Here is a 23,721-nt window from a genome sequence, read left to right as displayed (position 1 = left end):
TTATGTTATTCGAGATTCTTCCATTCTTCAATAGTCAACACATTTGCATGACGCAAAAAAACTTTTGTCGTTAAAACGCGGTGAACTTCATCGTCGCGATCTGCACATCCATCAGACAAAATAGTGATTTTATAATCTTTGTCGCTGGCTTCAGTCATCGTCGATAATACAATTCCGCTTGTGGCAACACCGGTAAGAACAAGATGTTTAATGTCATTTGATCTTAAAACTACTTCCAGTTCACTTCCGGTAAAAGCACTCACACGGCGTTTAGTGACAATAATATCGTTAGTTTGTGGCACCAATTCTGGATGTATTTTCGAAAATTCCTCCAGATTAATCTCTTTAATTCGCTCTTTTGTTGTGGCAAAAACCTTGTTATTAGAACTAATTTCCAAAGCTCCGTTATTGAAACCAAGTCGGGCATAAATAATTTGGACGTTTTTGTTTCTTGCAATTTCAATTGCTTTAGCAACATTTTCTATTATTGCAGAAGATTCTGTAAAAGTGGATAGAATCCCCAGTTGCATATCCATTACGAGTAAAGCAGTATTTTGATTCATATTCTTTAAATTTGATTGTTAATAGTATCCGTTTCTTCCGTATTAATTGGAATTAATAATGCACGGTCTCTTTTCTTTTTCTTATAAAATAAATAAAACGAAAGAGCAATAAGCAATGCAATAATTCCCTGAATAAGTAAACTGTTTGGTGCGCCGACATATTTAGAAACCATTCCGATAAATAAACTTCCTATCGGAATCATTCCAAAAGCCGCCATAGCAAAAAAGCTAATTACACGACCTCTCATTGCTTCATCGGCTTCTAATTGTAGAATTGTATTGCAAATTGGGATAAGTGACATCGTTCCAAATCCGCAAATAATTGCGATTGCCATTGCGATTGGAAAAATGTTAAGATGTGAAAACACGATTAAGCTAATTCCCAGAATAACCGTATTTGTAAACAATATTCTATGAAGGTTTGTGCTCGATTTTAACGAAGCCAGATATATTGCTGCGATAACCGCACCAAGACCAATAAAACTATTGATGTAGCCAAATGTTGCAGCGTCGCCTTTAAAAATTACTTTGGCGTAAACAGGTAATAAAGTGTTGTAAGGAACAACTAGCAAGCACAAAAGAGATAACATGATCAGGATAACGCTAATTTTGGGAGTGTTTTTAAGATAAAGCAAACCTTCTTTTAAGTCCGTAGAAATTTTCTTTTTTGTTGGAGTTGGTTTGTACGGAGGCAATTTCATTAGCATTAAGGATATAATTACAGCTATAAAACTTATTGCGTTTACTAAAAAACAGTTTCCAGCGCCAAATTGCGTTAATACAATGCCCGATAAGGAAGGACCAATTAATCTTGCCAGATTATTCAAGGTCGAATTAAGCGCAATCGCATTTGGTAAATCTTCCTTTTTATTGATTATATCGTGAACCAAAGGCTGTCTTGCCGGAATATCAAATGCATTTACAATTCCGAGAAGAACACTTAAACTCAGTATTTCCCAAATAACATAATGCTCCATAAAGACTAAAATGGTTAAAAGCACGGCTTGTAATGCCGAAATTATCTGGGTAATCATTAAAACTTTATAACGATTGTTTCGGTCTGCTACCACTCCGCCAAGAAGCGAAAAAAGAAAAGAAGGAAATTGTTCTGCAAAAACAGTTAATCCCAACATAAAGGTCGAATGTGTCATGCTATAAACAATCCAGACAACAGCAGTTCGCTGCATCCACATTCCGATTCGGGAAATCAACTGACCTCCAAAAAACAAAGCATAATTTCGGCTTTGAAAAGCTTTAAAAGTTCTGATGTTTAAAATGTTTGTCATCGATTTACCCTTTTTCTTTATTAGAAAATCTTTTGCTTAGCCAAATACTTATACAGGCAATTCCCAAGAAGAAAATAAATACCGAGATATTATTTTCCGTCGAAATTTTGGCTTTTATAAAAAGAAGATATCCAATATATAAATTAAACAGCGACCAAAGTACATTCACAGTTGGCGATGATAGCCCTTTTCCCGGCGGATTAGCAAAGGGAGTTGGAAATTTGTTTCCGGAAATTCCGTTGACAAAATGAGGAACAAAGTTGGCGAGAAACATTCCCGACCAGAAACCCATGAAATAATGATACCATTCCATAAAAGTTCTATTTTAGTTAATAGGGACAATTTTATTTAAAACGGGAATTGCTTTTTCGAGTAATTCTATCTCTTCAAGTGTTAAGGTTTGTTCAATAGCTTCAGTAAGCCATTCGTCGCGATCAAATCTTGTTTTTTCCACTGCTTGTTTTCCATATTCCGTTAACGAAATATAGACTTTTCGGCCATCTTTTGTAGAAGGAGTTCTCGTAATGATTTCCAGTTCCTCGAGTTTTTTGATAATCTGAGACATCGATTGTGTTTTAACCCGGGTCAAATTTGCAAGTTCGGATGGAAGTAAAGTCGTATTCCGAATCAAATGCCCAATAGTTTCCATTTCCGTCAATGAAAGAGAATTTACAGAATACATTTGCTTGCGTAAACTCTTATGTAAGATTGATATAACGGTACGCAATGATGAAGCTAATTCTTTAGTTTTCATTTTTATAAAGTTAAACTTGTTAGGTAACCTTACAAAATTAAAACAAAATTGCTTTCCTTGATTGAGGAATTTAATTTTTATGAAAAGTTTCACATAATTAAAATTCGGAAAAGATTTTTGAATTGGATTTTATTTATTTTGTAGGGTTGTCCCGAGGCTTCGCGATAATCCATACAATTGTTAATCTGAAATAGAAAACGGCTGTAAATCTTTGCAGAATAACCTTCAAAATAGCTTTTCCTTTTAAACTTTGTCGTAATCTTATAAAACATTTCCTTAAATTTGCTTCCATTATAAAAAAATACAATAGTTATAAAAAGTAAGCTATGTTACAAATCGCATTTATTAGAGAGAATCAGGAGAAAGTAATCAAGGCTTTGGCAAAACGAAATATCGATGCTAAAAGTGTTGTTGAAGAAGTGGTGCAATTAGACGAAAACCGTCGTGCTACACAAGTTGAATTAGATAATACTTTAGCCGAATCTAATAAATTGTCCAAAGATATAGGCGAATTAATGAAAGCGGGAGAGAAATCTAAAGCCGCAATCTTAAAAGAAAAAACCGTTTCATTAAAAGAAAAAAGCAAAGAATTGGGCGAAAAAGCAGAAGCTTTGGCTGTCGAATTAACCAATAAATTATATACGTTACCAAATCTTCCTGCTGATATTGTTCCTGAAGGAAAAACTCCGGACGATAACCTGAATGTTTTCGAGGAAGGAGATATTCCGGTTTTGCATGAAGGTGCACAACCACACTGGGAATTGGTGAAAAAATACGATATCATCGATTTTGAATTAGGTGTAAAAATTGCGGGTGCAGGATTTCCGGTTTACAAAGGAAAAGGAGCTCGTTTGCAACGTGCCTTAATCAATTATTTTTTAGATAAAAATACCGCCGCAGGATATAATGAAGTTCAGGTTCCGCATTTGGTAAACGAAGCTTCAGGTTACGGAACAGGACAATTGCCGGACAAAGAAGGACAAATGTATCACTCAACAATTGATGATTTATATTTGATTCCAACCGCTGAGGTTCCTGTTACGAATTTATTCCGTGATGTTTTATTAAGCGAAACTGAATTACCGGTTTTATACACCGCATACACGCCATGTTTCCGTCGTGAAGCAGGTTCTTACGGAGCGCACGTTCGTGGATTAAACCGTTTACACCAATTTGATAAAGTAGAAATCGTACGTGTTGAACATCCTGATAACTCGTATGCAGCGCTTGACGGAATGGTTGAGCACGTGAAAGATATTTTGAAAGAATTAAAATTGCCATACCGAGTTTTACGTTTATGTGGTGGCGATATGGGATTCACATCTGCTTTGACCTATGATTTTGAAGTATTTTCTACAGCGCAGGATCGTTGGTTAGAGATTAGTTCAGTTTCTAACTTTGAGACTTTTCAGTCAAATCGTTTGAAATTACGCTTCAAGGACAAAGACGGAAAAAACCAATTGGCACACACGCTTAACGGAAGTTCATTGGCTTTGCCAAGAGTTTTGGCGGGGATTTTAGAAAATTACCAAACACCGGAAGGAATCGTAATTCCAGAAGTTTTACGCCCTTACTGTGGATTTGATATTATAAATTAATTTTATAGTACTTTAGGATTAAACCTAACAGGTTTTTAAAACCTGTTAGGTTTTCTTAATTTAAACTAATACTAAAACAAAAAAAAGAGGAAGATGAAGGGAATTTTAAATTGGAATGTAGATCCTGTTATTGTTATGATAACAGATAGTTTTCCTTTAAAATATTACGGAGCTCTTTTTGCCTGTGGGCTTTTAGTTGGCTATTATATCGTAAGAAATATTTATAAGAAAGAAAATCTTTCGTTAGACAATCTGGATAGTTTACTGGTTTACGTAATCGTAGGAACAATTTTAGGTGCCAGATTAGGGCATTGTTTCTTTTATGAGCCGTCTTATTTTTTGCAACATCCGATAGAAATACTTTTGCCAATTCAAAAATTGGCAGGAGTTTATAAATTTGTTGGTTATCAGGGATTAGCAAGTCACGGAGGATCAATTGGAGTTTTGATAGCAATGATTTTATATTGCCGAAAATATAAAGTGAAGTTCCTATGGCTTTTGGATAAAATGGCAATTGGAGTTCCTGTTACCGGAGCTTTTATCAGATTAGGAAATTTTATGAATTCTGAAATCTACGGAAAGCCAACTAACGGAAACTGGGGAGTTGTTTTTCAAAGAGACGATATGATTCCGAGGCATCCAACGCAATTGTACGAAGCATTTGCTTATCTATTAATTTTTGTAACTTTATATTGGATGTATAATTCCGATAAAATTAGAAAAGCCGATGGATTAATTTTTGGATATTTCCTGACGTTATTGTTTTTAGCAAGATTTATAATTGAATTTTTCAAAGAAAATCAAGAAGCATTTGAAAATAATATGCCAATTAATATGGGACAACTATTAAGTATCCCGTTTATTTTAATTGGTTTATCATTGATCGTTTGGAAAACAAAGAAACGCGTTCAAATTTAGTTTAGTTTACAGTCGCAGTCGCAGTTTTCAGTTTGGATTGCGCTAAAACTGAGACTGAATACTGCGACTGTAAACTGAATACTGCCACTGAATACTAAAAAAGACTGAAATATGAAAAACATCTTTATCTATATCGTTTTGTTGTGGTCTACTTTTGCATTAGCACAAAATGAGCAGCTTGCGCAATATTACTACGATAAAGGTGATTTCGAAAAAGCTAAAATCAGTTATGAAGAGCTTTTAGCCGGTGCACCATCCAATACGCAATATTTTTTAAGAACAGTAGATTGTTACCAGCAATTGCAGCAATATGCGATTGCCGAAAAAGCAATTCAGGATCGATATAACAGATATAAACAAGGAGTTTTTTTGGTAGAATTGGGATATAATTTTCAATTACAGAAAAATGAAGCCAAAGCCAAAAATTACTACGAACAGGCTATAGAAAAAATTAAAACCAGTCCGAATGACGTTTACGGAATTGGAAATTCTTTTGAGAAAAAAGTATTGCTGGAATATGCTTTAAAAGCGTATCAAACCGCTATGGTGGTACAACCAAGTTATAATTTCAATTTCCAAATCGGGATGTTGTACGGACAGTTAGGAAAGACAGATCAAATGATCGAACTTTTATTGACGGAATCCTATAATAATCCACAGAATTCTAATTTAATTCAGACACAATTGTCGCGCTTTATGAGTGGCGAAACAGATAATACGGCTTTTAAAGATGCAATGCGTAAAGCATTAATCCTAAGAACTCAGAAAGATCAGGATGTGTTTTGGAACCATTATTTAAGTTGGTTTTATGTACAGCAAAAAGAATTTGGGAAAGCCTTTATTCAGGAAAAAGCCATTTATAAGCGCGAACCGGAATCCCTTTCGAGTATTGTAAATTTAAGTCAGTTTGCAATGAACGAAGATGACACGGATACTGCGGAGGAAATTCTGAATTTTATTTTGCAGAATACTAAGGATTTAGATTTATTGGTGCAGACTAATTCGTATTTAATGCAAATTAAAATCGATAAAGCACAGGAAAAAGACTATCCAATTATCAATACTGAACTACAACAATTGCTCACAACCTATGAAATAACTCCTTTTACCTTATCTTTGCAAATAATTCAGGCGCATTTCCTGGCTTTCAATCTAAAAAAGACGGAAGAAGGCAAGGCAATTATTAAAAAAGCGCTGGAATTAAATTTGAATGATTATCAGGAAGCAGATGCAAAGATGGAGTTGGCTGATATCTTGCTTTTAGAAGAAAAATTCAATCAGGCGTTAATTTATTATTCACAAATTCAGTTGGATTTAAAGAATGATGTAATGGCGCACGAAGCAAGTTTAAAAGCCGCAAAAACGAGTTATTATAAAGGTGATTTTGAATGGGCTTTAAAACAATTTAAAGAGTTGAAAGCGGCAAATACACAATTGATTGCCAATGATGCTCTTGAATATTTTTTATTGATTAATGATAATACGGTTGCAGATTCGACACAAACAGCTTTAAAGCAGTTTGCAAAAGGTGATTTTCTAATGTATCAGAATAAGAAACCCGAAGCAATTGCACAGTTTCAAAGTATTTTGAAAACTTTCAAAGGGCAGGAAATTGAAGCGGTAACATTGTTGCGTTTAGGTAAAGTTTATGAAAGTCTGAAAGATTTTAATTCGGCTTTAAGCCAATACCAGCAGATCATTGACAATCATAGCGACGGAATTTATGTTGATGAAGCGCTGTTTTTTTCGGCGGAAATTTACAACGATGAATTGCATGATCCTGAAAAAGCAAAGCCTTTGTATGAGAAAGTAATTTTTAACCATCAGGACAGTATTTATTTTGTTGATGCGAGAAAAAAATACAGGGAATTAAGAGGAGATAAGAATTTGTAAATTCCAAAAAGCAAATTCCAATAGATTAAAATTTATAAAGAGATTTAGGGATTTTTAGACATTTAGATTTTAAGCTTTAGCAGAGAATCTAAAATCTAAAATCTAAGATCTAAAATCAAAGAATATGATTATTTACAACGTTACCACCAATATACATGAAAGCGTACATGACCAATGGTTAAAATGGATGCAGGAAAAACACATACCGGAAATTCTGGCTACCAATAAATTTTCTTCAGCAAGAATCGTAAGGGTTTTAATCGAAGAAGAAATGGGCGGAATTACGTATTCGGTTCAATATGTTACTGACAGTAAGGAAACTTTAGATCAATATTATATAGAAGACGAACCCGCTTTTCATCAGGAAGCTTTGGGATTATTTGCTGATAAGATGCTTTCTTTCAGAACAGAATTGGAAGTGATTTCGGAACACTAGTTTTTTAGTTTTCAGTCTCGGTTTTTAGCATGTGAAAGCTTTAACTGAATCTTAATAAAAAATAGCCCACTGATTTTGCGGGTTAAACGGATTTACACAGATAATTTATAATGTTCTGAATTTGTGAAAATTTGTGCAATTCGTGGCGAAAAATAATCGCTAAACAGAATAAAAAAAATAGAGCTTTGTGTCTTTGAGCCTTCGTGGTAAAATAGAAATAAAAAATAAAACTTTGTGTCTTAGCGCCTTCGTGGCAAAAAAACCTTAGTGCCTTCACGGCAAACAATAAATAAAATGGAAAAAGTAAAAGCCAAAAAACATTTAGGACAACACTTCCTGAAAGATGAAAGTATCGCCAAAGCAATTGCAGATACTTTAAGTTTAAAAGGATACGATGAGGTTTTAGAAATAGGACCGGGGATGGGTGTGTTGACTAAGTATTTGCTTGACAAACCAATTAATACGCACGTGATCGAGATTGATGGAGAATCTGTGACGTATTTGGGTGAAAATTATCCGAAATTAAAAGATAAGATTATCTCTCAGGATTTCCTGAAATACAATATAAACGAGGTTTACGAAAATAAGCAGTTCGCTATAATTGGAAATTTTCCATATAATATTTCTACGCAAATCGTTTTTAGAACTTTAGAATACAAACATCAGATTCCGGAATTTTCGGGGATGTTTCAAAAAGAAGTTGCGCAACGAATATGCGAGAAAAAAGGCTCAAAGGCATACGGAATCTTATCCGTATTAGCACAAGCTTTCTATGTTACTGAGTATCTGTTTACGGTAGATGAAAACGTTTTTATTCCTCCGCCCAAGGTGAAATCGGGTGTGATGAAAATGACCCGAAAGGAAGATTATAGTCTTCCTTGTGGTGAGAAGTTATTTTTTACAGTTGTAAAAACGGCTTTTCAGCAAAGACGAAAAACATTACGTAACAGTTTGAAAACATTAAATTTATCAGATGAATTGCGATTAGACACTATCTTTGATAAGCGTCCGGAGCAATTAAGCGTGGAGGAATTTATTGTTTTGACTCAAAAAATAGAAGCCGATGGAGTTTAAAATCAGCAAAGAGCTAATAAAACAAATTGCTCAACTCATTCAAGCTAAAAACAATAAGGAGCTCGAAATTTTATTAAATGACATGCATCACGCGGATTTCGCTGAAATCCTTGATGAAATTGACATTGATGAAGCAACTTATATCTTTAAGGTTTTAGATAGCGAGAAAACAGCCGAGATTCTTCTGGAATTAGAGGATGATTTACGTGAACAAATCTTAAATAGACTTTCTCCTAAAGAAATCGCTGAAGAGCTGGACGAATTGGAGACCAATGATGCGGCAGATATTATTGGTGAACTTTCAAAAGACAGAAAAGCCGAAGTAATCTCAGAACTTCAGGACGTTGAACACGCAAAAGGAATCGTCGATTTACTTCGCTACGACGAAGATACTGCGGGTGGTATCATGCACAAAGAGTTGGTGAAAGTCAACGAAAACTGGAACGTTCTTACTTGTGTAAAAGAAATGCGTATTCAGGCAGAAAATGTTTCACGGGTACATTCTATTTATGTTGTTGATGACGAAAACAGGCTTAAAGGCAGATTGTCACTTAAGGATTTATTGACGACTTCTACAAAAACACAGATTTCTGACATCTATATTAGAAAATTATATCACGTAAACGTTGAAACTCCAGATGTCGAGGTAGCCCGAATGATGGATAAATACGATTTGGAAGCCATTCCTGTTGTAGACGAATTAGGACGTTTGGTAGGTCGCATTACAATTGATGATATTATTGACGTCATAAAAGACGAAATAGAAAAAAGAGATACCGAAGATATTCAGAAATTCGGGGGACTTGAAGCATTAGAATTGCCATACGTTCAAACGCGTCTTGGTGAAATGGTGAAAAAGAGAGCAACCTGGCTTGTTGTTTTATTTATTGGTGAAATGTTTACGGCATCTGCAATGGGATTTTTTGAAGGAGAAATTGAGAAAGCAGTAGTTTTGGCATTATTTGTTCCGCTTATTATTTCGAGTGGAGGAAATTCCGGTTCACAGGCAGCAACATTGATTATTCGTGCAATGGCATTGAAAGAACTGACACTAAAGGATTGGTGGTATGTAATGAAAAAAGAAATTGCATCCGGATTTTTATTAGGAGCTATCTTGGGTGTGGTTGGTTTTATCAGGATTATGATTTGGCAACAAACCGGACTTTATGAATATGGAGAACATTGGCTGGCAATTGGAGCGACAGTTTCACTTTCGTTAGTTTTTATCGTTTTGTGGGGAACGCTTTCAGGATCTATGATACCATTTTTACTGAAAAGACTTAAACTGGATCCCGCAACTTCATCAGCACCATTTGTGGCTACTCTGGTAGACGTAACGGGATTAGTGATTTACTTTACAATCGCATCTTTGTTATTAAAAGGGAAGTTGCTTTAAGAATAAATTGATCCGGTTTATATTGTAAGAGGCTTGTTTATTAAATAATGCTTTTGGAATATCCGGAATGATTCTTGACTTTTAGATTTTTGCCACAAATTGATAGATTACAGTGATTTAAAATCTGTAAAATCTGCGTAATTTACACGTCGAAAAATAGGCTGTTAACCAACCAAAAATAATCAAAAAAACCAACCCGGAATGAAAGTACACATAATAGGAGGAGGGAACCTTGGAGTTTCTATCGCCTTGGGAATTGCAAAGTTCTCAAAAAGTAATCAGGTTACGGTTACCCGAAGAAATACAGCAAGTATTCAATATTTATCAGAGTATGGAATTACGGTTTCATCAGATAACAAACATAATATTCAAGAAGCCGATGTGGTAATTTTAACTATAAAACCCTATCAGGTAGATATCGTATTGGCAGAAATTTTACCGGTAATTCAAGGTAAAACTATTGCATCAGCAGTAAGCGGATTGTCTTTGGACATGCTTCAGGAAAAAACAAATAACGAATATCCGGTAATCCGAATCATGCCAAATATTGCAGCACAATTTGGAGAATCTGCAACTTGTATTTCTTTCCCTGAAAAGGACAGAGAAAAAGCATTGCCAATCGTTGATTTGTTTCAGGATTTAGGAACAGCTCCGGTTATTGACGAAAAATTAATGGATGCTGCAACGGTTCTTGGTGCTTGCGGAACAGCTTATGCGTTAAGATATATTCGTGCTTCGATGCAAGCCGGAATCGAAATAGGATTTGATTCTCAAACCGCTTTAGCAATTGCCGCACAAACGGTAAAAGGAGCTGCAAAAATGTTATTAGAAGAGAAAGTACATCCGGAACAATTAATCGACCGTGTAACAACGCCACAAGGCTGTACAATCGTCGGTTTGAACGAAATGGAACATAATGGCTTTAGTTCTTCTTTGATCAAAGGTATTAAGACTTCTTTGAAACAGATAAAGGGATAATTTTAAAAGAAATTCCAATATAAAAAATCCCAAATTCCAACTTAAATATGGATTTTGGGATTTTTTGTTTTTTTGTCACTTCGACGAAGGAGAAGTCACACTCGTAACTCGTCAAAGATTGGCAACTTTATGCACGGAGTTTCTATTGCAATTTCTCCATTGAAATGACAAGATTGTCGATAATTGGAATTTGGAATTTCAAAAATTGGGATTTATTTTTTTATAAGCTGTATATATTTTCTCCCACACTCTGAAATCTTAGTATACGAATTCATCGAATTACCATAATTCTGAATGGTTAGCGTATCTTTTACATAACTCGCATCAATTCCAACGGGAATTTCAAGTTCCTTATGTTCTGGTTTTTGGTCAGAAATGGAATCAGTTTCATCTTCATTGCTGATATCACCTTCATAATCATCCCATTTAATACTTTCTAAAACAAGATATTTTTCTCCGGATTCATTTGTAGTAAATGTTGCTTTGCCTTTTAATTTTCGAAGTTTAGTTTTTAGAAAATAGAAATAATCATTTTTTACTTTAGAAATTTCAATAGACATTTCACATTCGTCAGCATTATTTGGATCTGGCTGTGTTTTGTATAAACCTTCTATTGATTCTTCACTTTTGGCTTTTTGAGGAACAATAGAATCAAAATTTTTGTTCTCAACAATTGGTTCTGGCTTTTTATTATTACAAGCTGTAATTGATAACAGGATAAAGATTGCGTAGAAAATTTTAGATGTTGATTTCATGCCGTTGACTACTATGGTTTTATTGCTTTACATTTAATTTTTTCTGTCATTTTGTATTCAGATTCAGATACAGTGAAATAATAAATCTTTGTGACTTCACACTCACATTCTTCTTTTCTCAATGATACAGATACAATTCGTGGACCAGTTGGTGGATTATTTCCTCTTCCCCAATTTACAATTTTGAAACCTTTAAGTTTTAATTTTTCAACAAGCTTTAATTTTTCATCTTTATCATCATCAATTTTGTTGGTAAGATTGGCATATAAATCAGGAAATTCAATAGATTCTTCATTTGAATTTTCAATAATTAAGTCAAGCGTTTGATCAATAAAATTGGCTTTTAGTTCTTTGCTTTTGTTGCAAGATAAAAATAAAAAAGTGATGACTAAAAAGTAATAGTTTCTCATTTTATATTGATTGTTTTAGTTTAAGAAGAAAAATAAATCTGCGTTAATCTGCAGAATCCGCGTGAAAAACAATTTCTAAACAACTTTTTTCTTCGAAACCGTATATTTCAGATAGACTAATCCAAAAACGCCGGAAAGTATGGAAGCAATTAAAATGGCGATTTTAGAAAAAACAATAGTTTCGGGATCTTTAAAAGCTAAAATGGTAATGAAGATCGACATTGTAAAACCAATTCCACCCAACATTCCTGCGCCTAAGATATGTGCCCATTTTAAGCTTTTTGGTAAAGTGCATAAACCTGCACTCACGCCAATAGAAGAAAAAAGTAAAATCCCGAGAGGTTTTCCAACAACCAAACCTAAAATGATTCCGAATGTGTTAGGATGATTTAAACCTTCATGCCAGTCAGATTCAATTGCGATACAGGTATTTGCAATCGCAAAAAGCGGTAAAATAAAGAAAGCAACAGGTTTATGTAAAAAGTGCTGCAATTTATACGAAGAAGAATTTTCGTCACCATTTCCAAACGGAATTACAAAAGCCAAAATAACTCCGGTAATAGTTGCATGAACGCCTGAGTTGAGCATAAAGTACCACATTATAACTCCTCCAATTAAGTATGGAATCAAGTTTTGAACTTTCATTCGATTCAAAATAAACAATAAACCCCAAATTCCTAAAGCAATAGAAAGATTTATAAAAGAAATAGTAGTTGTGTAGAAAACTGCAATTACAATAATAGCGCCCAGATCGTCAATAACCGCCAAAGCCGTAAGAAACACTTTAAGCGATGACGGAACTTTTTTTCCTAAAAGTGACAAAATACCAATTGCAAAAGCAATGTCTGTCGCCATTGGGATTCCGGCTCCGTTTTGAGTTGCGGTACCAAAATTTAAAGCCAGGAAAATTGCTGCCGGAACCAACATTCCTCCAAGAGCGGCCATAATTGGTAAAGAAGCATTTTTAATACTCGATAATTCACCATGATAAATTTCGCGTTCCAGTTCAAGACCAATCAGCAAAAAGAAAATAGTCATTAAACCGTCATTAATCCAATGTGTAATCGAATGTCCTCCCAAATCTTTTTCCCAAAAGGCAACATATTCAGTCTGAAAAGAAGAGTTGGCGAGATAAAGTGAGATAATCGTAACAAAGAGTAAAAGTATTCCTCCTGATTTTTCGTTTTCAAAAAAGGCTTTAAAAGTCTTGGTTAGTTTCATATTGGAGGGGAATTATAATTTAGAAAGGATGAATTCAGCGAGAAATGGTGAATCTTATATTTTCAAAGTTAAAAAAAATAATAGCCAATTAAAAATTTTGACTGGTTTAGTGCTTTGATTTGCCACGAAGGCGCTAAGGCACAAAGTTTTTTTATTTCATGTCACAGATTAAAGAATTAAAATGATTCCAAAAAAAATCTGCTAAATCTGCAGAATCTTCGAGAAGAAAAACTTTGCGGCTCTGCGATTTTGCGAGATTGGAAAAGAGTAAACTTAAAGAATAACTTAAATAAAGAATAAACTGTATTTTTGTTTTTATAAATTTTAATAGTAATGAGCATAAAAATTCTACATATCGACAGCAATCATCCCATTCTTTGGAAACAACTTGAAGAAGCGGGTTTTGAAAATCACGCCGATTTTAAATCTTCCAAAGAAGAAATTGAATCTAAAATTCAGGATTATAACGGAATCGTAATTCGAAGCCGTTTTAAAATTGATAAAACCTTTTTGGACAAAGCCACCAATTTGCAGTTTATTGCCAGAGTTGGTGCGGGTTTAGAAAGTATCGATTGTGAGTATGCCGAGACAAAAGGAATCCACTTAATCGCTGCGCCAGAAGGTAATCGCAACGCTGTTGCAGAACATTCGCTTGGCGTAATTCTATCCTTATTTAATAATTTGAATCAGGCCGATGCCGAAATAAAAGCCGGACATTGGAATCGTGAAAGTAATCGTGGTCATGAATTAGACGGAAAAACGGTTGGGATTATTGGTTACGGAAACATGGGAAAAGCTTTTGCTAAAAAACTTCGTGGTTTTCAAGTTGAAGTTTTGTTTCATGATATTCTGGAAAATATAGGCGATGAAAATGCCAGACAAGTTTCGTTGAAAGAATTACAGCAAAAAACAGATGTTTTGAGTTTACATCTCCCGTGGACTCCGGAAACGGACAAAATGGTCAATGCTGATGTTATAAACGCATTTTCGAAGCCATTTTGGATTATAAATACTTCACGTGGTAAAAATATCGTTACAGCAGATTTGGTTGAAGCTATGAAGTCTAAAAAGATTCTGGGAGCAGGATTAGATGTTTTGGAGTATGAGAAATTATCTTTCGAAACCTTATTTCAGGATAATAATACTCCGGAAGCTTTTCAATATTTACTAGAAGCCAAAAATGTTTTGCTTACACCGCATATTGCAGGCTGGACTTTTGAAAGTCACGAACGTTTGGCGCAGGTTATTGTCGATAAAATCAAAGCGGTTTATAAGAAGTAAGTTTTATTTCCTGATAATTACTGAGTTGCGTTTTTCAAGTTCAAATTGTTTGATTTTTAATAACAGGTTTTTTCTGTAAAAGTAACCTTCAGAATTAGTTTATAAGCTTATTTTTTTTTAATATTGTTTCCAAATTTTAACAAAATTTTAAAAAGGAGTATCCGAAAATCCAAAGAGTAGGCGTTAATTAACTAATTTATTTATTATGATTGAATGGTACAAAAAAGTTGTTTTTGAAAATTACAGCAATTTTAAAGGTCGCGCAAGAAGAAGCGAATATTGGTATTTTGCACTTGCCAATGGATTAGTTTCTATTTTACTAATAATTATTGGAGCTAGTATTGGTGGAATTTTTGGAGATGGTATGACAGGTTTTTTCGTTGGATATGGTCTTTTTGTTCTTTATTCTTTGGCTACTCTTTTGCCAGGTTTAGCTGTTATTGCCAGAAGGTTACACGATGTTGGTAAAAGTGGATGGTTTTATTTAGTTGCTTTTATTCCAGTAGTTGGAGCAATCTGGATCTTAATTTTGTTTTGTACTGAAGGAAATCCAGGTCCAAATCAATATGGCCCGGATCCTAAGAATGAAATTGAAGACATTAATGAAATTGGAAAAGTTGAATTACAATAATTAAAAACTGATATAATGGAAAATACAAAACCAGAGTCTTGGAATACTCCATCAACGCCAAGACAAGAAAACAAAAAAGTTGCTGCCGGAATTTTAGGGATTTTAGTTGGAGCTTTAGGGATTCATAAATTCTATTTGGGTTACACTAAAGAAGGAATAATTCAAATACTTCTTAATCTTTTGTGCGGACTAGGCAGTTTAATAGGTCTTATCGAAGGAATTATCTACCTGACAAAAACAGACGAAGATTTTTATCAAACGTATCAGGTTGGTAGAAAGCCTTGGTTCTAAAAAATAAAAGAAATCCCATCCGCATCAGCAGATGGGATTTTTCTTTTTAATCCGTTATTTATAAATATCTTTTTTTCTTGTTTAAATGACTTTTAGGGGATAAATCTAATCTTTTTATAAAGTAATATTGCAACTCTTTACAAGCAAGGTTTAATTGTCTTTTAAAAGGATTTAGATGTAAAATGGACTACATCTGATCTGAAAAATAAAGATTTGGTAAATTGATTGGGGAAGAACAACAAACCTAGTTTGGAGAAGAAATTGTAATTAAAAAATCCCATTCGCTTTTTTAGCAAATGGGATTTTATTTTTTATACTAATCGGTGATTAATCTTCTTTCTCAGATAATTTACGCTCCAATTCTATTTGAAACTCTTCTATAACCGGTTTCATAGTGCTTTCAGGAATATCTGCGATTCTAATGTACATTAAACCATCTATGGCATTGTTGAACAAAGGATCGACGTTGAAAGCTACAACACGGGCATTTTGCTTGATGTACTTTTTGATTAAAACAGGTAAACGTAAATTTCCAGGTTCTAATTCGTCAATGATTTTATCAAATTTATTCAAATCAGATTCTGCTTCATCAAAGATAAAATCTTTATCAGCGTCTTTCAGTTTTACTTTATAAGCCTTTTTCGGGTGGATGTATTGTGCAATATATGGATCGTAATAATTCGATTTCATAAACTCGATCATCAATGATTTAGAGAAATCAGAGAATTGATTGCTAATACTCACACCGCCTAATAAGTATTTATGTTCAGGATAACGTAAAGTAGTATGAATAATACCTTTCCATAAAAGGAACAAAGGCATTGGTTTTTGCTGATATTCTTTGATGATAAAAGCACGACCCATTTCGATCGATTTATGCATCATATCGTGCAATTCAGGTTCGAATCTAAATAAGTCATTCAAATAGAAACCTTCAATTCCGTATTTAGGATAAATTTCAGAACCCAATCCCATGCGGTAAGCACCGGCAATTTTTTTGGTTTCGTCATCCCATAAAAACATATGGTGATAATATTGGTCAAATTTGTCTATGTCGATAGATTCATTCGTTCCTTCACCAACTTCACGGAAAGTAATTTCACGCAAACGACCAATTTCATGCAAGACATTCGGAATAGATTTCGCTCTTGCAAAAAATACTTCATAGTTTTTACTTTGCAATAAGCGGCAGTCGCTATTTCTCAGCATATTCACCTCGTCAATCATTTTTGATTCACTTGCAGGTGTTACGATTTTTTTTGGTGCTTTCGGAATTTTTAAACTTGCTGTATCGATAAGTTTGCTGTCCTTCTCAAAAGGATTTGCCAGCATATAGGTTTTCTTTCTTAAGAACTCAGAATAATCTTCAAACGTTTCAAATTCGTTTTGTTCATTTACAGAAATTGGTTTACCAATACGAACTTTAATTACACGATCCTTCTGCGTAAGCAATTCAGATGGTAATTTTGCAGTTCGCAAAGTATCATCGATTTTAGAAAGCCAATAAAACAATTTGCTGTTTTTGGCATGAAAATAAATCGGAACAACCGGAACTTTAGCTTTTCTGATCAACTTCAAAGCACCTTCTTCCCAAGGTTTGTCCACAACTAATTTTCCGTCTTTATAAGTCGATACTTCCCCGGCAGGGAAAATTCCCAATGGTTTTCCATCGCTTAAGTGGCGTAAAGTTTCTTTGATTCCCACCACACTCGATTTAGCATCCTTATGATTCTCAAAAGGATTAACCGGCATGATATATTTTTTAAGCGGAACAATTCGGTGTAACAAAAAGTTGGCGATGATCTTGAAATTAGGTTCTCTTTCGAGCATTAATTTCAAAAGCAAAATGCCATCAATTCCTCCAAGCGGATGATTTGAAATCGTAATATAAGCACCATCTTTAGGTAAACGCTTTAAATCTTCTTCCGGAATTTCGAACTTAATTTGCAATTCGTCTAATACTCCGTTCAAAAACGCAAGGTCTTCTAAATGTTTATTATGATCGTAAATTTTATTAAGGGTAGAGATCTTAAGGACCTTCATAAGAATCCAGCCTGAAAAAGTACCAAGAACTCCGTACTTATCAACATTTATTGCCTTTGCAACTTCTTTCGCGGTAACTAAACCCATGTACTATTTTTAATTTATTAGAGCAGCGAACAAAGATAACAAAAAACTCTACTTTTCGTTGATTCAAACACAAACTTTCCACTTTTTTATTACATTTGGAATCCTTAAAAAAACACTGATGAAAATTATTTCTTATAATGTAAACGGAATACGTGCCGCGATTACCAAAGGTTTTATCGAATGGCTGCAACAGGCAAATCCAGATGTAATTTGTCTTCAGGAAATAAAAGCGACACAAGAGCAAATTCCCGTTGATGCTATTACTGCTGCGGGTTATCCGTATCAATATTATTATCCTGCAACCAAAAAAGGCTACAGCGGAGTGGCAATTTTGTCTAAAATAAAACCCAATAATGTTGTTTTTGGAACCGGAATTCATCACATGGATTTTGAAGGACGTAACCTTCGAGCTGATTTTGACGATTGTTCCGTAATGAGTTTATACCTTCCGTCAGGAACAAATATTGAGAGATTAGATCATAAATTTATGTTTATGGATGATTTTCAAACGTATATCAACGAATTAAAACTAACGATTCCAAACCTTATTATTTGTGGCGATTACAACATTTGCCATGAAGCAATTGATATTCATGATCCTGTTCGTAACAAAACCGTTTCAGGATTTTTACCTTCAGAACGCGCTTGGCTTGACGGATTTATGAAGTCTGGTTTTGTCGACAGTTTCCGTCATTTCAACAAAGACCCACATCATTATTCATGGTGGAGTTACCGCGCCGGAGCCAGAGGAAACAATAAAGGCTGGCGTATCGATTATAATCTGGTAAGCGATTCGCTGCAACACCGTTTAAAGCGTGCTGTAATTCTTCCGGACGCCATACACTCAGATCATTGTCCGGTTTTAGTTGAAATCGAGTAAAGTTTGGTATTGTTCTTGTTGAAAGGATAGCGAGTTTAGATGTCAATAGTTTGGAATTTGGAATTTTTTTTTTGGAATTTCAAGAAGCTATTTCCTGCTGTCCACTATATCTTTTGTGGCGAACCCCGCCACAAAAGGATGCCGTTCCCATCAGGGCTAGGGCTTTTCGTTAAACAAGAATATTTTGAATTATTAATACGCTCCAAATAAAACTAAAAAATGATTAAAAAGGCCTCCATCGGATTCCTAGTCTTAGCTTTGTCTATGACTTCTTGTGTGTCCAAGAAAATTTACAACGATCTGGAAACAAAATATTCAGATCTAAAAAAAGAAAATCGTTCTGTTACTGATGAAAATGCAAACTTGCAAAAAGCAAAAAATCAGTTAGAATTAGATAAAGATGCTTTAACAAAAGATCTAAACGATACAAAAGCAGATCTTGCCAAACAAAAAGCAGATTTAGCTGCAGCACAAAACAAATTTAAAGTGCTACAGGATTCGTATAATGCATTAGAGAAAAACAGCAACGATGCATTAGAAAGTAATATGGCTAAAAACCGCGAATTATTGGCGCAATTAGAAGCAAAATCTAAAAAACTAGCCGATGAACAAGCACGTTTAGACAAAACGGCAAGCCGTCTTAACGAACTTGAAGCCATGATTGCAGCAAAAGAAGCGGCAATGAAAAAACTAAAAGATACTTTATCGAAAGCCCTAAACGGTTTCGAAGGTAAAGGATTAACAGTTGAACAGAAAAACGGAAAAGTATATGTTTCTATGGAAAACAAATTACTTTTCAACTCTGGAAGTTGGGCTGTTGGAACCGAAGGTAGAAAAGCAGTCGTGGAATTAGGAAAAGTATTAGGTGATAATCCGGATCTTTCGGTTCTTATCGAAGGACATACAGATGATGATCCTTATGCAGGTTCAGGACCAATCGCAAACAACTGGGATTTATCGACTAAAAGAGCAACTGCAATCGTTGCCATTTTAAGTGAAAATACTAAAATCAACAAACAAAAATTAACAGCAGCCGGCCGCAGCGAATTTTCTCCGCTTGCAAGCAACGCAACTCCGGAAGGAAAAGCTAAAAACCGTAGAATCGAAATCATCTTAACACCAAGATTAGATGAAATCGCTGAAATGCTTAATAGTATTAATTAAGGTTCTGAGGCACTGAGTTGCTTAGGTTCTAAGATTTTTTAGACAGAAAGGCTTGAAGTTTATACTTTGAGCCTTTTTTGATTTTTTGTGTTTCCTGTAAGGTTTTGTAATAGTTGTCGAAATTGGTTTGATTATTATTTGGAAAATTAGGTGTAGTCCCATACGGGACATTGTTATTGTGTGTAAACAAAATAGTCTACCAATATATAATCTCTACGAGATAACTTGAAACACTAATTATTTTTAGAATGTTTTTACTATTGTAATAAGTTATCTTAGGAAATACAATTTTGAGAAATACTCCGTTAGGAGTTAAATGTTGGTAGAAAGATGTGGTAGAAAAATATTGGTAGAAAAGAAAAGCAACCCCGAAATGTTGTCCCGTAGGGACTATACATGTTTCGTAAAATTAGAAAAGCATGAGATGTTTTAAAAAAGAAAAAGATAGTTGATCCAGATTTTTTAGAAGAAAAGGATTTATTCTTGACAGAATATAATAAAAAGGTGGAAGCAGGCTTGGACGATGTAAGATATAATAGATTAATTTCGAAAGATGATCTGGAGAGAGAAATGTTAGATTGGGATAATGATTAGATGTAGTTGAATTTATATTCTTATTCTTTTTTTAACTTTTTTCAGATTTCCATTTGGAAAATCTCGCCGTATATTTGAGTTTTATAATTATAAGCAGAAAAGCTTAGCAGCTTAGAATCTCAGAACCTCAGAACCTCAAAAAAATGAAATACACAACATTACCCAACACCGATATAAAAGTTAGTAAAATAAACCTCGGAACAATGACTTTCGGGCAGCAAAACACAGAAGCGGAAGGACATCAACAAATGGATTACGCACTCGAGAGAGGTGTCAATTTTTTTGATACTGCCGAAATGTACTCTGTCCCGGCGCGTGAAGAAACGTACGGAAGCACAGAGAAAATCATTGGAACATGGTTTAAGAAATCAGGAAATCGCGATAAAGTGGTTTTAGCATCTAAAATTGCGGGACCAAATCCAAATTTCACTTACATGCGTGAAAAAGCTGATTTCTCTCCGGAAAGTATTAAATATGCTGTAGAAAACAGCCTAAAACGCCTTCAGACAGATTATATCGATTTGTATCAGATGCATTGGCCGGAACGATTGACGAATTATTTTGGGCAACGCGGTTTTAAAGATCACGATGCTGAATGGGAAGATAATTTTAGAGAAATTCTGGAAACTTTTGACGGATTAATCAAAGAAGGAAAAATAAAGCACATTGGAGTTTCTAACGAAAATGCCTGGGGAATGATGCGTCTTCTGGAAGAAAGCAAATATCAAAACCTGCCAAGAATTAAAACGGTTCAAAATCCGTATAACTTATTAAACCGTCTTTTTGAAGTAGGCTCTGCCGAAGTTTCAAAATATGAGAATGTTGGTTTACTGGCTTATTCTCCTTTGGCATTTGGTGTTTTAACTGGTAAATTTTTAACCGGAGAAGCACATCCAAATGCTAGAATTAATCTTTTTCCGCAATATACACGTTACAATAGCGAACAATGTACAGAAGCAACAAAGTTGTATCAGGAAATTGCTAAAAAACACGGATTAACGTTAACAGAGTTGGCAATGGGATTTGTATTGCAACAGCCCTTTTTGACCAGTGCTATTATCGGCGCCACAACAATGGAACAGCTAAAAGAAAACATCGACACTATTGATGTGTTTTTATCCAAAGAAGTCCTAACTGAGATTGCAGCAGTTCAGGCAATAATTCCAGATCCTGCACCTTAAGACATTCTTGCCACTAAGACACTAAGTCGCAAAGTATTTTTCTTCATTTATAGAAATACTTTGCGATTTCTTGTTTTATGTGTAATTATTTTTTAAGTCTTTTACAAACATAGCCACGCGTATGTCATTTTACACTAGGAACTCCGAATAGAATGTCGCCAATCTTTGTAGAATTACGCGTGTGATTCCTCGTCCCTCGGAATGACAAAAAATGAGAATAAAACATTGCGACTTAACGTCTTTGCGAGATTAAAATATTCAGTAAAGTCAAAAATGAGAATAAGAACTTTGCGTCTTAGTGCCTTCGTGGCAAATAACTACAAATCAAATTCATCACTAATAGACAAAGAATCTGCGGGAACTCCCGTTGAGTCCGGAGCTTTAATGCGAATTAACGAACGCGCATTTCCGGAAATATAAACGGCTGATTGACCAATTGTATCTTCTGGAATTAGTAAACCACGACGAAACATTAAATTCCTTAAGAATTTTTGGTTTTTCACGGCAAAGTCTTTTAAGTTTCCCTGATCGTTAAACTGATACATGAATTTTCTTGGTTTCGGAATTATAGTTGCCAAAAATAAACATTCATCAACATTTAAAGCCGAAGGACTTTTTTGGAAATAGAAATGACTTGCTTCGCCAATTCCGTACACGTTTGGTCCCCATTCTATAATGTTGAAATAAACTTCCAACATTCTTTCTTTGCTTACAACACGATTGTTTTCTAAGATGTAAACCAATAAAATTTCTTCCAGCTTTCGCGAAAGCGTTTTTTCGCGCGTCAGGAAGACATTTTTAATTAACTGCATGCTGATTGTACTGGCACCGCGAGAGAATTTTTTAGTTCGGATATTCTTTAAAATCGATTGTTTGAAAGCTTCATTGATAAAGCCACGATGCGAGAAAAATGACGGATCTTCGGTCGTTAGAACACATTTTCTTAAATAAGGTGAAATCTGGTCTAAAGGAGTGTAATTTGGATTTGCATTTCCAACCAAAACCGGACGTTGCAACACATTCTGAATAATGGCACGATAAACAAATTCCCCATTTAGTTTATTAAGATCGGCTTCTCCGTATTTGGTGATTTTTAAATCTTCTTTGTTTAGTTTACTGTCAAAAACTAAAGTATTGGGTTTGTTTTTATTGAATTTAAAATCCAGTTTGTACTCAAAATTTCCTGTTGCTTCCATTCCCTGAAAGTGTGTAAATAAACCGTCCGGCAATGAACCAATAAAGTTTTGTGCCTGCATTTTCGGGATATTAACTTTCAAAGTATAAACCGTATCTTTTTCAGTATTATAAGATACATACGGGTGCAATTTTATTTGGTTCAACTGCATGGTTGAAGTGCTGTCAATCGAGATAAAATCATTTCCTAATAAAAAACGATAATCAAAACGGGCGTTTTTAATGACTACATCTTTGCTGGCAATCTTTGGGTGATTGATTTTTAGGTTTGTAATCGAAGTGTAACCGTCGATATGCAATTCGCTTCCGTCTTTTTCTATGTTTTGAACATTTAATCGGATCGAATCAAAGCTTGCTTTTAAGTTGTAACGCTCGTCTAAATAAGGCACTCGGATTGCTCCGGTATCTAAATTAAAGAAACGAATGTCGGCTTTTTTGTTTCTTGGATCTGCAAAACCTTTTATGTTCCAGCGCTGGTCAAAATCTTTGCTTTGAACGTGAAGATTAGTTTCTAGTTGTTTATTGTCTAAAACAAGCTTATTAATCGCAATAGACGTTTTTTTGCCATTATCGTCAATTCTGAAATTTAGATTTTTCAAATCCATATCGGTTGGAACCAGGTTTAGCAATTTCGAAATAATACGATAGGCAAAAGTGGCGTATTTTCGCTTTTCGTTTTTATCCGTATCTGATTTGTCTTTTTTCAGGAAAGCATCAAAATTGCGAACATTTCCTTTTTTGACCAATTGAATGTATCCATTGTTGACTTTTAAAGTTCCAACCTGAACGTCTCCAATTAATAGATTCGCTAAGCTAATACTGGTTTCGATTTTTTGAATGTGGCAAAGAGTATCTGCATTTTTTGGAACCAGAATAACATCGGTTAGTTTTATTCCGGATAAACCTTCAAACGTAGCCGATTTTACAGAAAACGTACTGTTATAATCGACAGCCATTTTATGAGTGACTTTAGCAATAGCTTGTTTTAAAAGCGAATCACGAAAGTAGTAAAGCCCAATTAAAAACAATACCAAGATTATGGCAAGTATTTTTAAAGCTTTAAATATTTTTTGTTTTGGAAAAGTCATAGAGT

22 protein-coding genes are annotated in these 23,721 nt (G+C 34.5%); 13 read left to right on the top strand and 9 right to left on the bottom strand.

Going from position 1 to position 23,721, the window contains the following annotated elements; all coding sequences use genetic code 11:
• Positions 1-5: 5 nt before the first annotated feature.
• Genes EAH81_RS19525 through EAH81_RS19510 form a run of 4 tightly spaced genes read right to left on the bottom strand, consistent with a single transcriptional unit; the run spans position 6 to position 2,603 of the window.
• Positions 6-563 carry an isochorismatase family cysteine hydrolase gene (locus EAH81_RS19525; protein ID WP_140510319.1) on the bottom strand — a complete coding sequence of 186 codons (558 nt, stop codon included), beginning with the start codon at positions 561-563 and terminating at the stop codon, positions 6-8.
• A gap of 5 nt (positions 564-568) precedes the next feature.
• Complete coding sequence (locus EAH81_RS19520) at positions 569-1,849, bottom strand: MFS transporter (RefSeq protein ID WP_140510317.1); 1,281 nt, start codon at positions 1,847-1,849, stop codon at positions 569-571.
• Positions 1,850-1,853: 4 nt separating this feature from the next.
• On the bottom strand, positions 1,854-2,162 hold the full coding sequence (locus EAH81_RS19515; RefSeq protein WP_140510315.1) for a hypothetical protein: 309 nt from the start codon (positions 2,160-2,162) through the stop codon (positions 1,854-1,856).
• 12 nt (positions 2,163-2,174) lie between these two features.
• Positions 2,175-2,603, bottom strand: a complete 429-nt coding sequence (locus tag EAH81_RS19510) for a MarR family winged helix-turn-helix transcriptional regulator (RefSeq protein WP_140510313.1) — start codon at positions 2,601-2,603, stop codon at positions 2,175-2,177.
• 326 nt (positions 2,604-2,929) lie between these two features.
• Between EAH81_RS19510 and serS the strand changes: the two genes are divergently transcribed.
• The 7 genes from serS to proC all read left to right on the top strand — a co-directional run bounded on the left by serS (position 2,930) and on the right by proC (position 10,896).
• Complete coding sequence (gene serS / locus EAH81_RS19505; RefSeq protein ID WP_140510311.1) at positions 2,930-4,201, top strand: serine--tRNA ligase; 1,272 nt, start codon at positions 2,930-2,932, stop codon at positions 4,199-4,201.
• 93 nt (positions 4,202-4,294) lie between these two features.
• The gene (gene lgt / locus EAH81_RS19500; protein WP_140510309.1) at positions 4,295-5,119 is read left to right on the top strand and encodes a prolipoprotein diacylglyceryl transferase; all 825 of its coding nucleotides are present in this window, start codon (positions 4,295-4,297) and stop codon (positions 5,117-5,119) included.
• Positions 5,120-5,230: 111 nt separating this feature from the next.
• On the top strand, positions 5,231-7,012 hold the full coding sequence (locus EAH81_RS19495) for a tetratricopeptide repeat protein (RefSeq protein WP_140510307.1): 1,782 nt from the start codon (positions 5,231-5,233) through the stop codon (positions 7,010-7,012).
• Positions 7,013-7,136: 124 nt separating this feature from the next.
• Positions 7,137-7,448, top strand: a complete 312-nt coding sequence (locus EAH81_RS19490) for a DUF4286 family protein (RefSeq protein WP_140510305.1) — start codon at positions 7,137-7,139, stop codon at positions 7,446-7,448.
• A gap of 294 nt (positions 7,449-7,742) precedes the next feature.
• On the top strand, positions 7,743-8,522 hold the full coding sequence (gene rsmA / locus EAH81_RS19485; RefSeq protein ID WP_140510303.1) for a 16S rRNA (adenine(1518)-N(6)/adenine(1519)-N(6))-dimethyltransferase RsmA: 780 nt from the start codon (positions 7,743-7,745) through the stop codon (positions 8,520-8,522).
• Positions 8,512-9,918, top strand: coding sequence for a magnesium transporter (gene mgtE / locus EAH81_RS19480; protein WP_140510301.1), 1,407 nt, complete (start codon positions 8,512-8,514; stop codon positions 9,916-9,918). Before rsmA ends, mgtE begins: the two co-directional genes overlap by 11 nt.
• A 201-nt stretch (positions 9,919-10,119) precedes the next feature.
• Positions 10,120-10,896, top strand: coding sequence for a pyrroline-5-carboxylate reductase (gene proC, locus EAH81_RS19475; RefSeq protein ID WP_140510298.1), 777 nt, complete (start codon positions 10,120-10,122; stop codon positions 10,894-10,896).
• A gap of 212 nt (positions 10,897-11,108) precedes the next feature.
• Here the strand turns inward: proC and EAH81_RS19470 are convergent, their stop codons facing one another.
• The 3 genes from EAH81_RS19470 to nhaA all read right to left on the bottom strand — a co-directional run bounded on the left by EAH81_RS19470 (position 11,109) and on the right by nhaA (position 13,282).
• A complete protein-coding gene (locus tag EAH81_RS19470; protein ID WP_140510296.1) occupies positions 11,109-11,651 on the bottom strand; it encodes a hypothetical protein in 543 nt (180 codons plus the stop codon).
• Positions 11,652-11,662: 11 nt separating this feature from the next.
• The gene (locus EAH81_RS19465; RefSeq protein ID WP_140510294.1) at positions 11,663-12,061 is read right to left on the bottom strand and encodes a hypothetical protein; all 399 of its coding nucleotides are present in this window, start codon (positions 12,059-12,061) and stop codon (positions 11,663-11,665) included.
• Between the two features lie 75 nt (positions 12,062-12,136).
• Positions 12,137-13,282, bottom strand: a complete 1,146-nt coding sequence (nhaA, locus tag EAH81_RS19460) for a Na+/H+ antiporter NhaA (RefSeq protein ID WP_140510292.1) — start codon at positions 13,280-13,282, stop codon at positions 12,137-12,139.
• Between the two features lie 333 nt (positions 13,283-13,615).
• On the opposite strand from nhaA, the gene EAH81_RS19455 reads away from it, so the two are divergent.
• The 3 genes from EAH81_RS19455 to EAH81_RS19445 all read left to right on the top strand — a co-directional run bounded on the left by EAH81_RS19455 (position 13,616) and on the right by EAH81_RS19445 (position 15,485).
• On the top strand, positions 13,616-14,563 hold the full coding sequence (locus EAH81_RS19455) for a 2-hydroxyacid dehydrogenase (RefSeq protein ID WP_140510290.1): 948 nt from the start codon (positions 13,616-13,618) through the stop codon (positions 14,561-14,563).
• A gap of 205 nt (positions 14,564-14,768) precedes the next feature.
• A complete protein-coding gene (locus EAH81_RS19450) occupies positions 14,769-15,194 on the top strand; it encodes a DUF805 domain-containing protein (RefSeq protein ID WP_140510288.1) in 426 nt (141 codons plus the stop codon).
• Positions 15,195-15,209: 15 nt separating this feature from the next.
• Positions 15,210-15,485, top strand: coding sequence for a TM2 domain-containing protein (locus EAH81_RS19445; protein WP_140510286.1), 276 nt, complete (start codon positions 15,210-15,212; stop codon positions 15,483-15,485).
• Between the two features lie 327 nt (positions 15,486-15,812).
• Here the strand turns inward: EAH81_RS19445 and EAH81_RS19440 are convergent, their stop codons facing one another.
• Positions 15,813-17,615, bottom strand: coding sequence for a GNAT family N-acyltransferase (locus EAH81_RS19440; RefSeq protein ID WP_140510284.1), 1,803 nt, complete (start codon positions 17,613-17,615; stop codon positions 15,813-15,815).
• A 118-nt stretch (positions 17,616-17,733) separates the two neighbouring features.
• Here EAH81_RS19440 and EAH81_RS19435 point away from each other — a divergent pair, with 118 nt between their 5' ends.
• The 3 genes from EAH81_RS19435 to EAH81_RS19425 all read left to right on the top strand — a co-directional run bounded on the left by EAH81_RS19435 (position 17,734) and on the right by EAH81_RS19425 (position 21,434).
• Positions 17,734-18,495 carry an exodeoxyribonuclease III gene (locus tag EAH81_RS19435; protein WP_140510282.1) on the top strand — a complete coding sequence of 254 codons (762 nt, stop codon included), beginning with the start codon at positions 17,734-17,736 and terminating at the stop codon, positions 18,493-18,495.
• Between the two features lie 219 nt (positions 18,496-18,714).
• On the top strand, positions 18,715-19,659 hold the full coding sequence (locus EAH81_RS19430) for an OmpA family protein (RefSeq protein ID WP_140510280.1): 945 nt from the start codon (positions 18,715-18,717) through the stop codon (positions 19,657-19,659).
• Between the two features lie 737 nt (positions 19,660-20,396).
• Positions 20,397-21,434, top strand: coding sequence for an aldo/keto reductase (locus EAH81_RS19425; protein ID WP_140510278.1), 1,038 nt, complete (start codon positions 20,397-20,399; stop codon positions 21,432-21,434).
• Between the two features lie 317 nt (positions 21,435-21,751).
• On the opposite strand, the gene EAH81_RS19420 is transcribed toward EAH81_RS19425, so the two are convergent.
• Positions 21,752-23,716: a transglycosylase domain-containing protein gene (locus tag EAH81_RS19420; protein ID WP_140510276.1), complete on the bottom strand. Its 1,965-nt coding sequence runs from the start codon at positions 23,714-23,716 to the stop codon at positions 21,752-21,754.
• Between the last annotated feature and the right edge of the window lie 5 nt (positions 23,717-23,721).

The sequence above is a fragment of the Flavobacterium pectinovorum genome (genome assembly GCF_006438875.1).
Lineage (GTDB): Bacteria > Bacteroidota > Bacteroidia > Flavobacteriales > Flavobacteriaceae > Flavobacterium > Flavobacterium pectinovorum_A.
The sequence above is the reverse complement of the archived record's forward strand: the minus strand, read 5'-3'. Positions and strand labels throughout refer to the sequence as shown.

Excerpts from the sequence above, each read along its gene's own strand:
- EAH81_RS19440 (WP_140510284.1), bottom strand. The coding sequence starts at position 17,615 with ATGGGTTTAGTTACCGCGAAAGAAGTTGCAAAGGCAATAAATGTTGAT.
- EAH81_RS19520 (WP_140510317.1), bottom strand. The coding sequence starts at position 1,849 with ATGACAAACATTTTAAACATCAGAACTTTTAAAGCTTTTCAAAGCCGA.
- nhaA (WP_140510292.1), bottom strand. The coding sequence starts at position 13,282 with ATGAAACTAACCAAGACTTTTAAAGCCTTTTTTGAAAACGAAAAATCA.
- EAH81_RS19435 (WP_140510282.1), top strand. The coding sequence starts at position 17,734 with ATGAAAATTATTTCTTATAATGTAAACGGAATACGTGCCGCGATTACC.
- EAH81_RS19490 (WP_140510305.1), top strand. The coding sequence starts at position 7,137 with ATGATTATTTACAACGTTACCACCAATATACATGAAAGCGTACATGAC.
- EAH81_RS19465 (WP_140510294.1), bottom strand. The coding sequence starts at position 12,061 with ATGAGAAACTATTACTTTTTAGTCATCACTTTTTTATTTTTATCTTGC.
- EAH81_RS19495 (WP_140510307.1), top strand. The coding sequence starts at position 5,231 with ATGAAAAACATCTTTATCTATATCGTTTTGTTGTGGTCTACTTTTGCA.
- EAH81_RS19420 (WP_140510276.1), bottom strand. The coding sequence starts at position 23,716 with ATGACTTTTCCAAAACAAAAAATATTTAAAGCTTTAAAAATACTTGCC.
- lgt (WP_140510309.1), top strand. The coding sequence starts at position 4,295 with ATGAAGGGAATTTTAAATTGGAATGTAGATCCTGTTATTGTTATGATA.
- EAH81_RS19425 (WP_140510278.1), top strand. The coding sequence starts at position 20,397 with ATGAAATACACAACATTACCCAACACCGATATAAAAGTTAGTAAAATA.
- rsmA (WP_140510303.1), top strand. The coding sequence starts at position 7,743 with ATGGAAAAAGTAAAAGCCAAAAAACATTTAGGACAACACTTCCTGAAA.
- EAH81_RS19510 (WP_140510313.1), bottom strand. The coding sequence starts at position 2,603 with ATGAAAACTAAAGAATTAGCTTCATCATTGCGTACCGTTATATCAATC.
- serS (WP_140510311.1), top strand. The coding sequence starts at position 2,930 with ATGTTACAAATCGCATTTATTAGAGAGAATCAGGAGAAAGTAATCAAG.
- mgtE (WP_140510301.1), top strand. The coding sequence starts at position 8,512 with ATGGAGTTTAAAATCAGCAAAGAGCTAATAAAACAAATTGCTCAACTC.
- EAH81_RS19470 (WP_140510296.1), bottom strand. The coding sequence starts at position 11,651 with ATGAAATCAACATCTAAAATTTTCTACGCAATCTTTATCCTGTTATCA.
- EAH81_RS19445 (WP_140510286.1), top strand. The coding sequence starts at position 15,210 with ATGGAAAATACAAAACCAGAGTCTTGGAATACTCCATCAACGCCAAGA.
- EAH81_RS19515 (WP_140510315.1), bottom strand. The coding sequence starts at position 2,162 with ATGGAATGGTATCATTATTTCATGGGTTTCTGGTCGGGAATGTTTCTC.
- EAH81_RS19455 (WP_140510290.1), top strand. The coding sequence starts at position 13,616 with ATGAGCATAAAAATTCTACATATCGACAGCAATCATCCCATTCTTTGG.
- EAH81_RS19525 (WP_140510319.1), bottom strand. The coding sequence starts at position 563 with ATGAATCAAAATACTGCTTTACTCGTAATGGATATGCAACTGGGGATT.
- proC (WP_140510298.1), top strand. The coding sequence starts at position 10,120 with ATGAAAGTACACATAATAGGAGGAGGGAACCTTGGAGTTTCTATCGCC.
- EAH81_RS19450 (WP_140510288.1), top strand. The coding sequence starts at position 14,769 with ATGATTGAATGGTACAAAAAAGTTGTTTTTGAAAATTACAGCAATTTT.
- EAH81_RS19430 (WP_140510280.1), top strand. The coding sequence starts at position 18,715 with ATGATTAAAAAGGCCTCCATCGGATTCCTAGTCTTAGCTTTGTCTATG.